General features: G+C 40.8%; 16 protein-coding genes. 7 read left to right on the forward strand and 9 right to left on the reverse strand.

Going from position 1 to position 17,812, the window contains the following annotated elements; translation table 11 throughout:
• Window positions 1-104 precede the first annotated feature (104 nt).
• The 3 genes from H6G92_RS27175 (at window position 105) to H6G92_RS27185 (ending at window position 4,421) form a co-directional block, all read left to right on the forward strand.
• Entirely contained in the window at window positions 105-2,813 is a 2,709-nt protein-coding gene (locus tag H6G92_RS27175; RefSeq protein ID WP_242059325.1) for a DUF3854 domain-containing protein, read from the forward strand.
• Window positions 2,814-2,967: 154 nt separating this feature from the next.
• Window positions 2,968-3,639, forward strand: a complete 672-nt coding sequence (locus tag H6G92_RS27180; RefSeq protein WP_190898145.1) for a hypothetical protein — start codon at window positions 2,968-2,970, stop codon at window positions 3,637-3,639.
• A gap of 5 nt (window positions 3,640-3,644) precedes the next feature.
• Window positions 3,645-4,421, forward strand: coding sequence for a hypothetical protein (locus H6G92_RS27185; protein ID WP_190898150.1), 777 nt, complete (start codon window positions 3,645-3,647; stop codon window positions 4,419-4,421).
• On the opposite strand, the gene H6G92_RS27190 is transcribed toward H6G92_RS27185, so the two are convergent.
• Together H6G92_RS27190 and H6G92_RS27195 are read right to left on the reverse strand one after the other, a co-directional pair.
• Window positions 4,418-4,660: a hypothetical protein gene (locus tag H6G92_RS27190; RefSeq protein WP_190898156.1), complete on the reverse strand. Its 243-nt coding sequence runs from the start codon at window positions 4,658-4,660 to the stop codon at window positions 4,418-4,420. The genes H6G92_RS27185 and H6G92_RS27190 overlap by 4 nt on opposite strands.
• A gap of 13 nt (window positions 4,661-4,673) precedes the next feature.
• Window positions 4,674-5,408 (reverse strand): sensor histidine kinase, encoded by a 735-nt coding sequence (locus H6G92_RS27195; protein WP_190898162.1) that lies wholly within the window; start codon window positions 5,406-5,408, stop codon window positions 4,674-4,676.
• Window positions 5,409-5,676: 268 nt separating this feature from the next.
• Between H6G92_RS27195 and H6G92_RS27200 the strand changes: the two genes are divergently transcribed.
• Entirely contained in the window at window positions 5,677-6,339 is a 663-nt protein-coding gene (locus H6G92_RS27200; protein WP_114083221.1) for a response regulator, read from the forward strand.
• Window positions 6,340-6,346: 7 nt separating this feature from the next.
• On the opposite strand, the gene H6G92_RS27205 is transcribed toward H6G92_RS27200, so the two are convergent.
• The 4 genes from H6G92_RS27205 to H6G92_RS27220 all read right to left on the reverse strand — a co-directional run bounded on the left by H6G92_RS27205 (window position 6,347) and on the right by H6G92_RS27220 (window position 9,234).
• Window positions 6,347-6,940 carry a DUF6753 family protein gene (locus H6G92_RS27205; protein ID WP_190898167.1) on the reverse strand — a complete coding sequence of 198 codons (594 nt, stop codon included), beginning with the start codon at window positions 6,938-6,940 and terminating at the stop codon, window positions 6,347-6,349.
• A gap of 229 nt (window positions 6,941-7,169) precedes the next feature.
• The gene (locus H6G92_RS27210; protein ID WP_242059326.1) at window positions 7,170-7,877 is read right to left on the reverse strand and encodes an ATP-binding protein; all 708 of its coding nucleotides are present in this window, start codon (window positions 7,875-7,877) and stop codon (window positions 7,170-7,172) included.
• Window positions 7,861-8,865, reverse strand: a complete 1,005-nt coding sequence (locus H6G92_RS27215) for a nucleotide-binding protein (protein ID WP_190898172.1) — start codon at window positions 8,863-8,865, stop codon at window positions 7,861-7,863. Before H6G92_RS27215 ends, H6G92_RS27210 begins: the two co-directional genes overlap by 17 nt.
• Before the next feature lie 33 nt (window positions 8,866-8,898).
• Window positions 8,899-9,234: a hypothetical protein gene (locus tag H6G92_RS27220; protein ID WP_190898177.1), complete on the reverse strand. Its 336-nt coding sequence runs from the start codon at window positions 9,232-9,234 to the stop codon at window positions 8,899-8,901.
• Between the two features lie 847 nt (window positions 9,235-10,081).
• On the opposite strand from H6G92_RS27220, the gene H6G92_RS27225 reads away from it, so the two are divergent.
• Window positions 10,082-10,741, forward strand: a complete 660-nt coding sequence (locus tag H6G92_RS27225) for a hypothetical protein (protein WP_190898181.1) — start codon at window positions 10,082-10,084, stop codon at window positions 10,739-10,741.
• Window positions 10,742-11,705: 964 nt separating this feature from the next.
• Complete coding sequence (locus tag H6G92_RS27230) at window positions 11,706-11,897, forward strand: hypothetical protein (protein ID WP_158680627.1); 192 nt, start codon at window positions 11,706-11,708, stop codon at window positions 11,895-11,897.
• Between the two features lie 203 nt (window positions 11,898-12,100).
• Here H6G92_RS27230 and H6G92_RS40480 read toward each other — a convergent pair whose 3' ends face one another.
• Entirely contained in the window at window positions 12,101-12,235 is a 135-nt protein-coding gene (locus tag H6G92_RS40480; protein ID WP_267894960.1) for a hypothetical protein, read from the reverse strand.
• 464 nt (window positions 12,236-12,699) lie between these two features.
• Here H6G92_RS40480 and H6G92_RS27235 point away from each other — a divergent pair, with 464 nt between their 5' ends.
• Window positions 12,700-13,347 (forward strand): tyrosine-type recombinase/integrase, encoded by a 648-nt coding sequence (locus H6G92_RS27235; protein WP_190898297.1) that lies wholly within the window; start codon window positions 12,700-12,702, stop codon window positions 13,345-13,347.
• A gap of 194 nt (window positions 13,348-13,541) precedes the next feature.
• Here H6G92_RS27235 and H6G92_RS27240 read toward each other — a convergent pair whose 3' ends face one another.
• Both H6G92_RS27240 and H6G92_RS27245 read right to left on the reverse strand, forming a co-directional pair.
• On the reverse strand, window positions 13,542-17,264 hold the full coding sequence (locus H6G92_RS27240) for a plasmid replication protein, CyRepA1 family (protein WP_242059327.1): 3,723 nt from the start codon (window positions 17,262-17,264) through the stop codon (window positions 13,542-13,544).
• Window positions 17,261-17,737: a hypothetical protein gene (locus tag H6G92_RS27245; protein ID WP_190898185.1), complete on the reverse strand. Its 477-nt coding sequence runs from the start codon at window positions 17,735-17,737 to the stop codon at window positions 17,261-17,263. The genes H6G92_RS27240 and H6G92_RS27245 overlap by 4 nt, the downstream gene beginning before the upstream one ends.
• Between the last annotated feature and the right edge of the window lie 75 nt (window positions 17,738-17,812).

Below are 17,812 nucleotides of genomic sequence, written 5' to 3' on the forward strand. Positions count from 1 at the left end.
AAAGGAAGCTGTTCTTGAGCAAGGGAGGCTCTTGAGGAATAAGAAAAATTTAATTCTCTCCCTGCTTCTCCTCTCCCCCCGCTCCCCCTGCTCAAGAGCCTCTTTTGACCCTTTACCCTTTACTCTGCTACACCCAAATAGATATGTTTGATGAACGACATTTGCAACTCACTTCCGCTTACGCTAGAGCTAGTCAGCATTTTATTAGAGCTTTTATTTATCCTTTAGGAGAGTTTATTTATAAATCAATCGAATCAGCTATTGATCTAAAATGTCGAATTGAAATAGGAGAAGAAACTTATTTTCTTACTCCTGATGAGGATGGTGGCTGGAAATGGTCTAAAAATAACTTTGAAGGTGTAACAGATGAGGAAATAGAACAAGTAGAAGAGACGATGGCATATTTATTGCCTAAACTTCTCCCCGGTAGTAATGATATAACACCGTCAAATTTTCCTCCTGATCCTGATTTAACTCCAGTTTTACCTAACCCCAATTCCCCCTTAATTCTTCCGCCTTCTGCCACATCTGTTGAGTTTTTAACTATACCATTCGATTCTCAAAATCCCCAGGAATATCTACCTATTAAAGACCAAGAAAATCTAGATTTAAATGCTTCCATCCATAGAAATGTTTTTTTTACAGTTGAAAGCGCCAACAATGGCATAAGTAGTAAAAAACTTGAGCTACAAAATACTCAACATATCCCGCCTCACCCGGAACATATTGATCCGCAACATTGGCACGAACTCGTAGTAGGCAGTGCGATCGCACCAGATATTGCACATCTCAACTTCTCTAGTCTTCATTTTAGCTATGTCGGTGGCGAACATGAAGCTTGGGAACGGCTCATGATCAGCGACAAACTTTCACGTACAAATACAGGTAGCCTTTCTACTAGGCTTTTAGAACTCTATTCCCACTTAGATGCAGGTGGCTGGTGGTGTAATTCTGGAGTAGATCCGCGCACATTTGCTAATCTTACTCGTGGTGAGCAACCTCAAATTAAAGAATGGGGATGCTATAAGCCAAACCGCCCCAGACTCAAAACCGTAAAAAAAGATGGGTTCACTGTTGCGGTTGAAGGCAAGTTCATCAAATATGAGCATCCACCATCAGTTGATTTGAGTATTTTCTTGCTAGATGTCCCAGGCGTGATTGCCCAAAATATTTACTCAAAAGCTGGAGTAAACCCCAGCGATAGCGATCGCTTGAGTGGTTTTTGGTATTGTGTGTGCAAACACAATATCCCACTTGTCATTACAGAGGGTGCGAAGAAGGCGGCTAGTCTACTATCGCATGGTCACGCAGCCATCGGACTACCGGGAATTTCCTCCGGCTATCGCTCACCTAAAAACGAGTGGGGCAAGAAAATTGGTGATTCCTATCTGGCTGATGAGTTAGCTGTTTTCGCAACTTCGAGTAGAGAAATCAAAATCTGCTTTGATTATGAAACTAAGCCTGAAACTAAGCTCAATATCCAAAGAGATATTTGGAAAACAGGAAGCTTATTACAAGAATTTGGTGCTGTCGTTAAAGTAGTAACGCTGCCAGGGCCAGATAAGGGTGTAGATGATTTTATAGTCACGCAGGGAGGAGAAAGTTTTGAAAAGCTATCTGCCGGGGCTATAGCTCTAGAAGAATGGCATCAAAATCAACTTGATAGCTTACGTTTTACTATCAAGCTCAAAGATGGCACAGTCAAAACAATTGATCAACAAAAAGGAGATTCTACTGTGAAAGATGCTCCCGAATTAGAACCAAACATGAATGTATTTCACAAGAATCGTCGTCAACCATTTATTGACCCTGGTTCACAGATTATAGATATAAAAGTTATTGATTCAGACATTATTCATATAGATGTTACCCCTGAGTCAACCCAACCAACTGAACCGCCTGTAATTCCACAAAACACAAAAAGCATTAGTTCTTGGGCTAAAAAAGAAAATGTTACACTTTATGAGCCTAATTTTTTTAGAAAGCGCCTAGAAGCTAGCGAGAATAAACAAATAGCTTTTGCTGCTTATACTTTGTTAAAAAAATATGGTGTTGAGGCTAAAGATGAACAACAGCAGACCAGTGGCAAAATCTACCATGCTGATGCTTTTGTAATTAAGAATCATGGCGCTGACAAATACAGTATCTATCGTCGTCATGATGATGTAGAGTTAATGACTTTTCAAGCTGATAAATGGGGACACGTGGGCAATATTAAACTTTCTTACACAGAAATAGATGATGAGCCAAAAATTTGGAGAGAAAGACAAATTAACATTCTGCCTATTGAAAGGCAGGAGTTTTTGTTAGTGGCTGACTACCTCAAAGCTGGTAAAGAATTGCCCTCTGTTGATGAAGACCCTCGCAAAATAGCTTCTGTCGTTGGTTCAGTCTCTCCTAAAGGCACACACAATATTTTAGAAAGTTTCAAAGAAAACGAGGTATTAAAAATTCTCACACAAAGTATTAATAGGTTCGAGAAAGACGATTTAACCTTGGGGAATTACCGGATTCTTTTTCGGCAAACCACTGACAATACATCTACTCTGCAATTACTCAAAACTGAACACAATGGTACAAATCGGGAAGCTGTTCGCTTTCAGTTTGAGAAAACTGACACTGGTATGACTCATCAAGTCCAAGCGATGGCTATCACTGAAGCTGATTTGGAGAAGTTAAGATTATTAGCTCAAAAGCTGCATATTAATTACAAAGATTTGTTTGGCAACCCGACAGACACCCGTGACATCGACTTGCCCGTTCATCCCGAAATTACCCGTAATTTAGACGAGGAGCAGTCACACCAATCGTAATCGACCACGGGGCGATCGCAAGACACAATCAAACCCACAAGAAGCAAGCTTTAATTCTCCAAAACAACAGAATGCTGTATCACACTCAGCTACACCAACACCTAACAGCACAACACCATTACAACCAAATTTTTCTTCTAATTTAGATAAAGTTTTGCTACCACTACATCCAGTTTTGAAACAGTATTGGGAGCAGTTAGAAAAAGATGGTTCAAGTCATGAGACTATAGCGCAAGGACATTTAGAATTTCAATCTAAAATTCAGCAAACTGGCAAGCTGACTATTGGTGAACAACGTGAACTTTACCAGCAGATTCAAAATCAAGCTTGGAGTGAAATCAATCACAATGGGCGTACTGATATTGTGCTTCCATCATTAGCTTATATTGTTAATGATTTGCGATCGCAGGTTCTTACAGAAACACAGCCACAGTTTTCTTCTGACCCGAAACGTGATACCCCCGTGCCTCTTCACCCTGAGATTGCCTCTCATTGGCAAGGTTTAGAAACTAATAAAACTTGGTCTAGTGTTGCCAATCAGTACAACAACCCTTTGCGGGAAAAACTTTCAAAAACTGGCAAGCTGACTATTGGTGAACAGCGTGAACTTTACCAAAAAATTCTCCTTCAAAGTCAATTCGAGCAGCACAACAAAGGGCAAACAAATATCTCACTTCCTCCTTTGAATGATGTTATTCAGGATTTGCTCAATTCTCGTAGCCAGGTTATTAACAATACCTATACGCCCAAGGTTGAAGTACATTCCCAAAAATCTCACACTCCACAACAACCTACTACCACTAATTCACAAGAATTAGAATTGTAATACCTATGCAATCTAGCTCAGTTGCCCAAACTATCACTATCATCAACCGCAACAGTGGCTTTTCTGACAACCAAATGGCCTACAGACTGGCGCTGATGATGGAGAAACACCCACCTTCACCATCAATAACCCCCGCACTAGACCCCACACAGCGCGAAAATATTATTAGTGAGGTGAGAAATACTTTATCTGTATCTCAAAATGTTCAAAGTACTGAAGATTACAGGCAATCCCTTAAGGAAAAATACTACCAAGAGTACGCTCAAAAATTTGGTTTAAATAAATCCGAGGAAACACCTGAAATAGATAACTCAACAAGAGTTGAAGACTTGATCAATGAAAAGAAAAAGACATTCTTGCAGCAGATATTAGAAACTAAAGAACGCAAACTGCCTTTTGTTGACAGTCAAGAGTCAAAATCGGTTGAGACTGAAAATAATCAGGTTGTTAAAAAGTCTCTCATTCCTGCACTAATGAATATTATTGTTACAAAGGGACAAGATACTATTGGTGGTCGGGTCTATGAAGGCATGGCTTATCAATTAAATTTGTTGATGAGAGAAGGTATGCAGCGTCTGACTGTTTGGCGCAAAAGTGATAATCAATCGGCTTTTAGTGCTTATAAAGTAGATGATAACGAAGAATACAAAGTAATACACAATCACCTTTCACCACAAGAAACACAAAAGCTGATCAACTTTGATATAAGAGTGCAACAACAACAGCAACAGCCACAGCAACAACAAAACGAGCGTTCTCCTGACGGCCCAGAGTTAGACTAACTAAAATACCCGACAAACAACCCAAGAAGGTACGCACTTACTAAGACATATCGCTTAGTCACCCGCTCGAATTGTGACCAGGGCGAGATGATGACAGCTAATACTATGTAATACAATGCTTGTAAAAAATCGTTGTGCCCCAGTTTGATGATTGCCGCTATCATCAAAGCCGCAAAAATTAGAAATTCCACTCCTGTTTCAATCCTGTCCCAAAGTTTCACATCATATAAGTAACGCATCAACTCACCTCTGTTATTTGAGGCACATCCTACCATCAACCCCATATATCCCGTCATCTTTGTAAGGAAATATAATGGTGAATTTGGTTCCTTGTTTAGCTACCGAATCTACCCTCATACTCAGTCCGTGAGCATAAGCCACCATCCAGGCAATATACAACCCCATTCCTCTGCCTGGCTTATCAGATAACTTACTCTGGGGCGCTCTCCAAAACGGAATAAATATATTTGATAGTTGTTCGGCGGCAATCCCACAGCCGGTATCTTCAATCTCAACAATTAAATCATCATCTTGATTGAGCAGTCTTATAAATATATCTCCTCGCAAGGTGTACTTAATAGCATTAGTTATGATATTGCATAACATTCTGTCAATACTTATGCTGTCACCCCGTACTTGCGTTCCATGCTTGTATGTTACTTGCGTTTCATAGTGGAGATTCAAGGAATGATACTGTGCTATTACCTTGTATTGAAAATATAGCTTTTGTAAAAAATCTAACATATCAAACTGCCCTAACGTTGCTAGACTAGGTTCTAAACAAGGCGTTCTTCTATCAACCAAGCCCAGTCCTCGCTCATTCATTTCTTGCAAACCTATCAAAAGAGGTCTGATTTCTTCTAAAGACTGTCCATAAGCACCATCAATTATCTGATTCAGCACTAATGATGTGGCTCTAAAACTGCTTGATACATCATGTAACAGAGATGAGAAATCCAATTGCTTGCTTAGAGATTCTTGCTGCATATATGCTTCCCAAGATAGATTGTGATTTTCGCTACTTTTATAAATGCTAATTAAATTTTCTTTCTTCTCGAATATTTTTATTTTAGACTGAAAAAATTTTTATTCACTCAGACTTTAGTACTAATACTTTTACTTAATTTGGACTGCCATACTTTTCTAAAATAACTGTTTTCATTTTACGTTTGTATATATAAATTAAAACACTTAACATCAATAACTGTGATATAAATATTTTAGTATCTAACAATCAAAACAATCAAAACTTTATATGATTCGATTAGTACTTATTGAGGATGAAGAGGTATTCAGACTCGGCATCACTACTGCTATTCAACAGCAACCAGATATGGAGATGGTCGCTAATGCTTCTACTGGTGAGCAGGGTATTAATATCGTCAAACAGTGGGAGCCTGATGTTGTCCTTGTAGATATTGGTTTACCCGACATTTCTGGAGTCGAGGTCATTAAGCAAATCAAGATTTATCGCAGTAACACTAAAGTTGTTGTCCTTTCCTGCAACTCTTCTCAAGAAATTGTCAATGCTGCTATCGGCAGTGGCGCTGATTCTTATATTCTCAAAAAAAATAACATTTCTTTGATTTTAGAGGCGATCAGAACCACTCATAATAATAAAAGTTTATTTGATTCCGAAATTATTAAAAGAGGTTTGTTAAATCTTCTTCACAAGCCCAAAATCAAAGGGAAAATCTTTGATGACCACTTAACCGAGCGAGAAATTAATGTTTTGTCATTAATCGCTGCCGGATTATCTAATAAGGAGATAGGTCACAAGCTGTTCATTGGTGAAAACACGGTCAAAAATCATGCTAGGAATATTTATTCTAAATTAGGTGTTGATAATCGCATCAATGCTATTCTAAAAGCCTCTGAACTCGGCTATATCTCAAACACTGTTACCCAAGTTAGTTAACTGCTTTTCACTTACCTACTTGAATTAAACAATAGCCTTGGGTTTTACTCTGCTGTGTTTGACAGGCTTCAATTGCTGCTTGATTCTTTAAGATTATTTGATACATTTGCTTACCCTCTTGGGATTTTGCCCATTGGAGAATCTTTATCTCGTTACGTGAGACTACTACTGACTGATTCGTTCCTATATTTTGCACCAGATTCCATGTGGTCAGCGAACCCAGCAAGGTACTACCAGCCGCTACTAATCCACACACCAGAGATACTGTCCCCAATCCCCAGCCTGCCTGCACTTTCATGCCTGTGCCGGTGGGCTTGCTTTTTTTGATCTCATCACGCACGGCACTAGAGACAACTGTATAATGCATTGACTCGGCTTGTTTGCTTGTCTTCTCAAGTTTTTGGTCTATCAGTGCTGCCCATGCTTCTATCATTGCCTCCATTCTTGCCTGGAGGTCTATCATCGTTTCTTCATATCGACCCAGCGTTGCCATCATCCTAAATGTTGGGTCATCTGGTGTGATTCCTAATTGGTACGCCCCTTCAACTATGCGTTTTTGTTCTGATGGGGAGTAGCCTTGTAATGTGTCTTGTACTCGCATTTCTCACAAGCTCCAAAGCGTTTAATGATGAGTAATAAGTAAAGAGTAAGAAGTAATGAGTAATGAGTAATGAGTAAGAAGCAAATCCTTAATAAATAATGAGTAATGAGTAAGAAACAAGAAATAAGATATTGAAGTATTCGCTCATAACTCATAACTCATTACTCCTTACTCACTACTCATTACTCCTCCATTCAAGGTGTGGTGAGAAATCCGGGTTGTAGTGTCATCAATCAAGCCCTAAATATTTAATAGCCAATTTGTTATTTATCACTGAATTGCGGAAATTTTTTATCCACTGAAAAATGAAACTTCTCCAGAACAAAATTATTGAGAAATCCTGGCAAACTTGCGAATATGGCTTGACAGCTTTCTCCATCGCTTGATAGTGATTTCGATGTAAAGCCATCAAATTTATTTCTGTTCCTCCTATTGTTAACAGAGTTTTCCGCATTTTTTCGTCATATTCCCTAAACTCTGGCGCAAAATGATAATTCTTCACTATCACATAGTTGGCATTGTTAGTAGCAGTTTGGATGATTTGAGTTAAGTAGTCTATGCAGTCCGTTCTATGTGATATCGGTTGCAGGAACGTTAGCTTCCATCCATATTCAGCTAAAGCTTCTAATAGTTCAGACTCAACAATATACTGACAAATTTTGTCTATGTGCTGCCCCGGCATATCCACTAAAATGATATCTATATCATCAGCTACCAGATCAATAAACATCCTGTCCGTTTGTTTATTGAAAAAATCCATCTTTTCAATAAACACTAAATCTTTATAAGCCAAAAATCTGTCACGATTATCATGATCATAAACTTTCAATCTTTTACCTTGAAGTTGATAAATTTCCAGCAACAGTTTCATAACTGTAGACTTGCCTACACGAGAGTCGCCTACAGTCATTACCATTCTTTTAGAAGATTTCAACATTTATACTCTCCAGCCCTAAGAGATGCTTAACTGGACAAATTTGCTGTTTAAAATTTTTTAGCCAACTCTTCACCCGCATTTTCACCCCTGGTAGTTCTTTTTGCTTTATTCCTTCAGAAAAAGTTAGTGACTTTTCATCTAAATAATCATAGGCATATTCAAGCAAATTCGGCATTGTAATATCAAATAAAGGGATTCCTGCTTTTAATAGCTCTTGCTTTATCTCTTGAACTATTGATGAGTTGCTATATCTAAAAAATTCTGACTCCTCACCATAAAATAAATTTCTAACAACTATGTAATCTACTTTATTTCCGCAAAAGCTGTATAAATCTATTAATTGCTTTACCGAATCTGATACTCGACTAATTACCACGACCATTGTTACTCTAATGTCATAATCATTGGCGGCTGTTTCCAAGAACTCTTGTTCTATGAATTTTTTAAATATTTGTCTTGATTGCGGTGGCAATTCTAATAAAAACAGCGATTCTGGTGGTGGCAGTTGATTATATGTATCTGGCTCTGGCTCCATCATTCTCTTTACCTGATCAAAAAATCTATCTATACTTCCATCTTTAAAAATATTTAACTGCTGTATTTGACAATGCTCACCATTCTCACCATAATATCTCAACAAATCTGGATTAGAATTATCTGCATCTACTGCCACAATTCTTCTTTTCTCATCTATACAAGTTTGTAAAAATCCTCTCGTCCACATCGATTTACCAACTCCACCTTTCCCCCCGTCTACTATTACTAATCTTCTTGGGGGAGTTTTAGTTACCTCTTCTGTTTTTCTATTAATTTCTTCTGCCTCTTTATCTGCATCTGAGGCCATATCCGGGTCTAACTTTAGTTTCTCTAACTCTAACTGCTGCTCTGGTGTTAAATCATTTAGCTTTATTTCTTCTGCTTCAATTGCCGATATATCAGCTTTGCCATTAATATTTCCATTTTGACTGTTATTGATAGTTTGTGTCATTCTTCTTCTTCTCCTCATAATTCAGATTTGTTCTCAATTCTCTAAAAAAAAATCTTTTTGAAATATCGGTAAGACATTACTCCTTATCCATTGCGTGAAATTATTAATCATTTGTTCTTCCACTATGCCTTTTAAATTATATATAGCTCCCGAATTTAAAGTTTTTACTATTGTTACTTGCTCACCAATAACCACATGACGTTCTCGACTTTGGATATGCAGAGGCACTACTTTTTCATTATTTAATTCTGGTGCAATAATCTGAAATACATCTTCAGCAAATATCTCTAGCCCTAATGGGGTTGATATTACTCGAACCGCGCTACCCAAAGTATGGTCAAATTCCCAAAATGTCCATATTTTTTTCATTGCTGATTTAGATGTTACTTACGCCAATTATGCTCACGCACAAATTATTTCTCAACTTTGCTCTTTTATCTATGACATATTCCGACTAAAAAGATGAAGAAACTTTAGTACTGTTTTTTTCCGTACTCAAGTGACTTGTTCTTTCTTCATAATTGTTGTACTATTTTTTATTTGCTTTTTTACAAAACGTAGTAACACAAAATCATCCTGCGCTATAGGAAGATCCAGAGGTCGTTATCACCTGACCTACCATTGGGGCTGTGAAGTGTATCAAACAGTAGTGCGACGATATATCTGGACGCTCTGTGCGCCATTAGACCTCTTGCAAAAGTGACTTTTGCACTCTTGCGGAAAAGGGTAAAGGTTAAAGGGTAAAGGTTTTTTCTTACCCCTTTCCCCCTTCCCCTTTCCCCTTTAACCCACTTCTGCAAGAAGTCTATTGCCTCTATGTGATTTCAGTTGCCGATGGCTGTGGAAGGGTAGAACTATGACTAAAAACTGTTAAAACTTGATTGCATATATGCAACAAATATGTATAATATTTGCAGCTTGTAGTCAAGCATTCTTAAAAGTAGATATTGCTTAAAGAAGGAGTCAGAAGTCAGGAGTCAGAATCAATTAGTGGAGGATTCTGACCCGCCACTACGAAAGTTGACCACCAAAGTTTCTTGTTTTGTAGGGACTTAAACCCGTTTATTCATCCGCTAAATCGATTCAAAATTCAATTCTGTTAGCGGATAGCTAAGGTTTAGCCCATTCTGGCGACTGACGCATGTATTCTTTCTTGTTAAACAAGAAAATCGGTAATTAATTTCGCGTATTAATTGTTGGAGTATTGGAGTTTTTTATGAATAAAATCGGTTTACTCATAGCCCTTGTTTTGATAGGTGCGGGTACTGGGGCTTGCCAGTCTGAAGGAGACAAGGTGGCTCAGGCAGAGAATGATTATGGAGCTAAGTTAACTGATGAGCAAAGCCAAAAAGATAAGGAAGTACAGGAGCAAATAAGGCAATATGTAGAAGAGACACCTAACTTATATAGAATAACTTGGAAGGTATGCGGAGATTATAGAAGTCGTCTTCGGGATGGAGTAAGATGTAGCGAAACTAAAATTCCCAAAACTAAAGGATATGTTGATCCCGTTTACGTCTGGGCAGCTAATGGGGTGCAGTTTGTTAATAAGCAACACTTTGTTAATAGCTATTGGGCTACAGGATTGTTTGTCAAGTCTAAAGGATGCTTGAACTCAGGTAAGCCAGGACAAGAGCAATTTTATAATGTAAAAAATTTCACCAGAGATAAAACGAATCCTGTTCCTACCGCAGCAAACGTGAAGATTGAACCTCTGTCAAAGCAGGAAAAACAAACAGTAGTAGAATTTGCCTTCAAGGACGCAGAAGTAGAAAATTATGCGCTGAAAAATTTTGGTGTGTCAGCAACCACAGGATTAATACCCACTGGGAAAACTTGCTTAACATTAGACGAATGGAAGAAGACGCAATCGTAAACATCAGGCACAGTCGCTTCCTTGGATCGCAGTTCAGTCGCGGCAACTTCCTCCATCTCCACCACAACCAACTAATTGGTTGATCGGCATCGCAATTTGCCGACCATTGGTCGGCAAAAACTTAATTATGATTCTGAAAAACTAATCCTTTATATGAGCCAAGATCGAGGGTGTTAAAAGGAGCGGGAATTTGCAGACCACCATGCCAAACAATGTCTGTGCCTTCCCTTATGCCCTGTGTATAAATATTTTTGTAATATAAAATACCTTACTTGACGCAATTATAATTACTGTAAGCATCGCTATGCAGTAAAATTTCCTGCATTATACTCATCTAGGTAAATAGGCTAAATGAACCTAACATAAGCTTATTCGTTTACCTAGACAAATATCATGATACAGCACGGGGATTTCGTTCGATGTTAAAGTTGTATTTTTAACTGTATAATTTACGACCTCATAAACTAACTCGCAATCAGCTAAAGTCCCTTCAGCCATCAGGGAGCATCTTGGCGTTCACCCTGAAAATTGATTCAGGACAAGTTCGGAATCAATTGCAGAACAGTTTGAGTTTTTGGCACGCAAGTTTTACCCATTTCTTGAAGAATTTTTTATAAGCAATCACACCACTCTCAAAAATAAACTAAAAATGACTCTATAGTTTTATGACGTGATAGCGATTAAAAAACGGGCTATTCCGATAAGCTTGATTTGGCATGAAAGCAACAGAAGCTGGGAAGAATTTTGTACAAGTTTCTTAAAATAATCACCTTTGCCCGTTTTCTCTAACCCAAACTGTGACTTGAAGAAGATTTTGGACAGATTTTGAAAGGAGAAGTTGGACAAGTTGCAAGCTGAACTACTTATAAATTCGTTAAGGCATTAATCAAGCGATGCTAAGGGCGGCAAGCTACGCAACTTTGGATAAAGAAAATGGACATAATAACAAAAATAGAAGAAGGACATGGACACAAATCCATATAAATTCTACTCAGATGCCAACTTTTCTCTGACTCCAGGGATTTCTTACGCTTGGTTGCGATCGCTTGCCGCCCTTAGCATCGCTATTACCAAAACCTTTTTCTTGCATATAGGCATAGGGTTTGAGCAGTTTAGTTTTACTTTATGCTATTTTTTGGAAGTTTTTGGAACGTAAACTTGGACATCCATTTTTGGAAGGTAAAGCTGGACAACCTGTCCAAAATCTTCTTCAAGTCACACAAACCTACACCTGTAATATTTGTGTAGTTAACTGTTAAGAGTATGCTCTTTAATTTTTTATATCACTTATTAACTATAAAGCCATTTTTAGTTTATTTTTTTCACCTATCTTTAGGTTTTTCAATATAGGGGCATTGGCTATAGCCCAATGGCATGAAGAAAGGTAGTGGCTAGGTAAACTGGGACGAAGAGTGATTGAGTCAACCGATCGCTCATCATGATAAAGGTGATTATTGCTTGTGCAGCACGAGCGATGGCAGTCCCAAATGGCAATCGGCTTTTTCTCCTGTGCGCTTAAATGGCAGGGGAATAGTACAGCATTAGTACACCGTTCTGGCTACAGGTGACGGGGGTATTCTGTTGCTGACCGAAGAGGCAGAGGGGCAGTTCTTGCTGGGAGCAGGGGGAGCAATAGAAAGCCCCGTTCGCGCAGCGTCTCCAAGAGTTGCCGTGAAGCGGAGCGGAACATGGGTATCAAGCCCCGCCCTTCCTCTCTCGTTCTCGATTGGTCGGAGTACAAGATCCGTTACTACTTCCCCCCAGCTAATAGCTCCCCGCTCCCCTGCCTCTTTTGACAAACTGCCACAATTTTCACTTTGTCCGTGAACAGGGAAAGGGAAAGGGAAACGGTAGAGAAACTAGTACACATTGCAGTACAGTTCCACACTTTTTTCACCGAAATAAATCCTGGGACGGGAGCATCGGCGATAATGATTAACTATCGGGGGTTCGGGGCTGTGAAAATTGACCGTCACGGAAAGGCAAAAGTTTTGTCGCCGGAAGAAATCCAGCGTCTATTCACTTCGGGATTAACCACAGAGCGAGACAGAACCCTAATAGGCGTGATGCTGTACACGGGTTGCCGCGTCAATGAAGCAGTTACCCTAAAAATTAAAGATGTTTATAACAGCAAGGGACGGATCAGAGCAGAGCTGATCATCCGTAAAGGGAATACAAAGGGAAAGTTAGCTACCCGCAGCATTCCGATTTTGTCAGAACTAAGGAACTTCTTAGCTACTTACAAACCGACAAACTCCCGTGACGGTTTTTTGTTTCCTGGTCGATGGGGGCGCGGTCACTTGCACTCAGAATATGCAAGCCTAATCTTCCGACAAGCTTGCGAACGTGCGGACATCGAAGGAGCAAGCACACACAGTTGCCGCAGAACCGCACTTACTTTCATGAGCAATGCCGGAATTCCATTGCGGGTCATCCAAGAAATTAGCGGACATCGCAACTTAGAGCAACTGCAAAATTATCTGGAGGTGGAACCATCCCAAGTCCGGGGTGCGATCGCGGCGTTATCGATGCTATCACCGCCATCAATGAGCAGCAGCAATCAAGACATGCAAAATGCGGATAACACGAGGTTATCATCGGAGTGATAGATCAGGAAATACCTATTAGTTGATCTAGACAGGACTGATAATCCATAACGGCTTTAAGTATTTTTCCAAAAAGCCATTTACAATTCCATAGGCAACACCTCAAGCGATAGCCACTGATAAAAATCAGGCACAAATTGCTCTTTATTTACGTAGCTCAGTCGAGGCTTTGCCCGCCTTCGACATCGCCGACTTTATCCCTCCATTGGCAACACTTCTTCTGAGAGCCATTCATAAAATTCAGGAACTTGAGCTTCCACAAGTCGCAGTTCATTTGCCGCGATCGCTTCAAGTTCCAGCACCGTATCCCAGCGCAAATCACTCTGCCATCGCTTGAGAATGCCTTTAATTGCGTCCACTCCACGAGAAATACCAGATCGAAGTATTTCTACGCAGTGGAGTAGGGTAACGCGATCTGTCGGAGGCGACTCAAATTCGGTAGTATCCTCCCCTTGGCAATGGGAGTTCCCTATAGCATTAAGGGGGGGGATGGATACGGGCTGGTGATTGGGGTTTACAAGAATAGGGTGTTGGGGGTAGGGTGTTGGGTGTAGGGAAGACGGTATTGGTCGGGGCAAGGAACCCCCGCTAATACAATCATCTTGACAAGACGGGGCAAGTGACCCACTGGTTGTTGGGGCTATTTCTTCCCCCACACCCCACACCCCACACCCCACACCCTGCACCAACGGGGTTTGAGCAGCGTAATAGGTTCGATTTTCTTTTTGATTACGCTTTTCCACGCGATGAGCAATTACCTCTTGAGCAAATTCTAATTCCTCTTTAGATAAAGAAAAAAGTTTCACCTGTTGCCCCCGTTTACCTTGCTTGCGGAAAGTCAGTTTTAGCCCCAGCTGCTCTACTAAAGTAGCTAGCAACCAAATAGGTTTACAGTCACTAGGAATAGTAAACCCAAGAATTGCTTTGACGTGAGCAGCACAATGTATAGCGATCTCCGTCATCTTGAGCAAAGTGGGGTCATCGGCAGTAACTTCATCACCCTTCATTAAAGAAGTGAGAATTTGATGCAGCCCCAGGTTAAATCTAGCCAGCCACCGTGCGGAATAATTGCCCCAGTCGATGCACAAAGGTAGATTGTCGCGCTCGGTGCGGTCTTTTTGGGTGACAATTGTTGGTGGCGTAGGATAACTTTGCCCGGTTTTGGGGTCAGTAAAAGATTCTTCGGGTGGGGCTAAAATTGCCTCAAGTCCAGCAATTGCTCTAATTAATCGACCACCTTTATCCATTTCTACGAGTGATTCGGTTACTTCGATGCCGTAAGAATCAGAAATGCGAAACTTTTCACATTCAAAAATTTCATTAGGGTCAAGGTAATCTTTGCTTTGACGGGCACGGTACTCGCTCAAAGTAATATTCTTGGCCTTGGCTACAGCCGAATTGTGGGCACTATCCAAAGCTTGTGCTGCTGCTTTTAGACTTTCAAGAGATTGAGGATCTGAATCACTGCCCACATATATAAATGTATTGCCCATTTCGGTGAGCAGCGATCGCAAGTCATCACGCAGATTATTGAGAGAATAGTGGCGGTTAGCCATAATTTGGCAGTAAGCCTCAAGCGCCCAATCTTTCTCGGCTCCACGCTTGCCTGTTTGACGGTCAATCCGCAACAGAAAAGCAGTCATTTCATTGGTTTGGAGGAGGCGTTCTTTAATCTTGGTAGCATTGGTATCTTTGTAACCAAAGGGAGGACGCGGGGCGACCCAAATATGAAACGGAACTTTCGGGCGATAGCGGTACAACTGCTGGGCGCATTCAGTAGCAGTTTGGGAAACGCCGTGAAACACACCAAATACTAAGTCAAAATGATACTCAGAAATATCGACACCAGTACCGAGACTGGGAGAGGTGAACAAGGCATCAAAGTTTTTGACGGCGTTGGTGATATCTTTGATGAAAGCGACATTCTCATCACTGCCAGAATTATCGGAATGAACCGACCAAATACGCCATTTTTGATGTGTCTGGGATTTTTCGGAGTTAGATTCTTCGTAGTTGATTGTAAAGGATTTGTCGAGTTTTTTGATGAAACGCTTACTGTCACTAGCAACCATGACTTTCTCACCAAGCATCAGCGCTGCCGAGATTTGGGCGACTATGGCGCTTGAATTATCCCCCTCGTACCAATAAATTGTGCGTGAACCGTTTCGCCACTCGTTTTTGATAATGTAAGGTACTTCACCTTTTGGTCGCATTGCAAGAAAGAAGTTTACCGTTAAATCATCCATGTGTGCATCAGCTATGACGACCAGTGGCGCATTGTATACTATATATTCCAGTACCTCCAAAATGGCGGCGCGATGTTGTTTGCAAGTATTACTGTGCAGCAGGTGGGTGAGGTATTGGCAGGCTTCATCTATAAATATGCAGCCGTAGGTGAGAGACTGAGTATTGAGTTTATGCAAGCTGTCAATAGTAATACTAAGGGCTTGAGCCTGGGCTAAACCTGTGTAACCCAAGTCTGAATACATCGCCGTCCGCAAGCGTTCGGCAAGATTTTTCAGCAAGTTAACCCGATGTCCATTGTTGAGAAATCTGGCATCAGGGTTTTGGTCACGCCACCAGCGCATAAGTTCAGTTTTCCCTGTACCCATGTCACTCCAGAGTACGACCAGTCCTGATTTTGGGAAATTGAAGGTAGGGGATTTTTTTGATTTGGATGAATCAACTCCGCCAGAATCCGTAGACTCCTTCTTTCTTTGATGTCCTTTTATAGATGGCGTGAAAAGTTGTTCCTTTTCAAGTTCATAAAGCTCAGGCACTGTCAAGCATTTTTCTTCAAGTTCAGGAATGCATAAAGCCTCAGAGAGATACTTGACATTAACGGTGACATCTGGTTTGTATTTGCTAAGTCCCCATTTCTTAGCCCGATACGAGCGCTGGTAATCGGCAAGTGATTTGGCATCATCGATGATTGCGGTCAGTAGAGCGTTAGCATCTTCGCCCCGCGCCACAACAAAATCATCAACACCTTTCTCTGGGCCTGGTAACAGCGCAACTTCACATTCACAACCAGCTGATTCGATTGCTTTTGCAGTGCGAACAGTGGCTTGAAAAACTGACCAACGGGTATTAGCTCTTGTTTCGTAGTCGAATAAAATAATGAACTTGCGTCCCGCCTGAGCCATTGGTACTAAGTCAGGATGCAATCGTTCATCAAAATCTTGTTTGCCTACGCGCCCGTTCCAAATTCCAGGGAGTGCGATCGCTACAAACCCTAAACTCAGCAAGCAAGCGGCTTTCTTCTCACCCTCGCATAAGATAATCGGAATCTCTGGATGCTGCTTTATCCATTCCCAAAATATTAGTGGATTGAGTTGATCCAGTAAGCGCAATGCTAAAAGTGAATGATAGCGCTTAATTAAATAACGCTTTGCAACTTTGTCCCAGATGGGGTTAGCGACATCAAAGTAGGTAACGCGGTTGGGGGTTTTGGGCGGTGACTCGTATTTGACTGGTTTACCTGTTTGCCAATCAAAGCGCGGGAAGTTGGGCTTAATCCTTCCCCATTCCATTGGTTGCCAGTTTTTAAAGGGGTCAAGTGATTGAATCCACGTCCCACCCAGTAATAGATGCTGATACAGCTTTAAGTATCCATCTGTGACCCGACCCGCATTCTTGCGTGGGATCTTATCAGATATGAACAGGAAATCATAAACTGATTCTCCCTCAATGTGGAAGAAGTTGCGCTCAACCAGTGCTGGATGAATCGCACTACCAACTGTTAACTCATGGTATTCGGCAGCAGTGAGATTGTTTGGATATTCAATTGGAGAGGCTGCGCCTGGGTCAAGGGCAAAGGGCAAAGGAGAAGGGGAGGAAGAATTTGTTAACTCTTCCCCATCCCTTTTCCCTTTGACCTTTAACCTTTCCCCCGTAATATCCGGGGTATGGTTCATCGGTTCTCTCCTTGGAATTCCTTGGAGAGAGGTGGGTTTAAAGTAATGTCGATGCCCAAAAGCAACGCTCTTGAAATCAGCAGTAACTTTTCTGTTGCTCTAGTAGTTAGCCAAGTTCCCTTGGCTGGGTAAAGGGGCAGGGGTAAAGGGGAAAGGTATTTTATCCCTTTCCCTTTGACCTTTAACCTTTCCCCAATCCTCACCCAGCATTTTTGAGTTGGTAGACCACTAGTAGTCTGCCAACCCAAAATTGTTAGGTTAGGGCTGGGAAAAGGGGAAAGGGGAAAGGTTAAAGGAATAAACATCTTTTCCCTTTCCCCCTTGCCCTTTACCCCGCCAAGTTTCCTTGGCGAACTACTAGGCAGGATATTCCTGAAATTCCACGATGCCACAGCACTAAGTTGCCGTGGGAAAGCTACACTTTCTGATCCCAAGGACTGAACGTAAGTGTTCTTGGGTTTGCTATTTATCACGATCTTTTCCCCTGGTTACTTGGTTGACAAGCTCAGAGGGGGTTGCATCAGTTATCAGTCAACAGTTGACAATTA

Source organism: Nostoc foliaceum FACHB-393 (assembly GCF_014698505.1).
Classification (GTDB): domain Bacteria; phylum Cyanobacteriota; class Cyanobacteriia; order Cyanobacteriales; family Nostocaceae; genus Nostoc; species Nostoc foliaceum_A.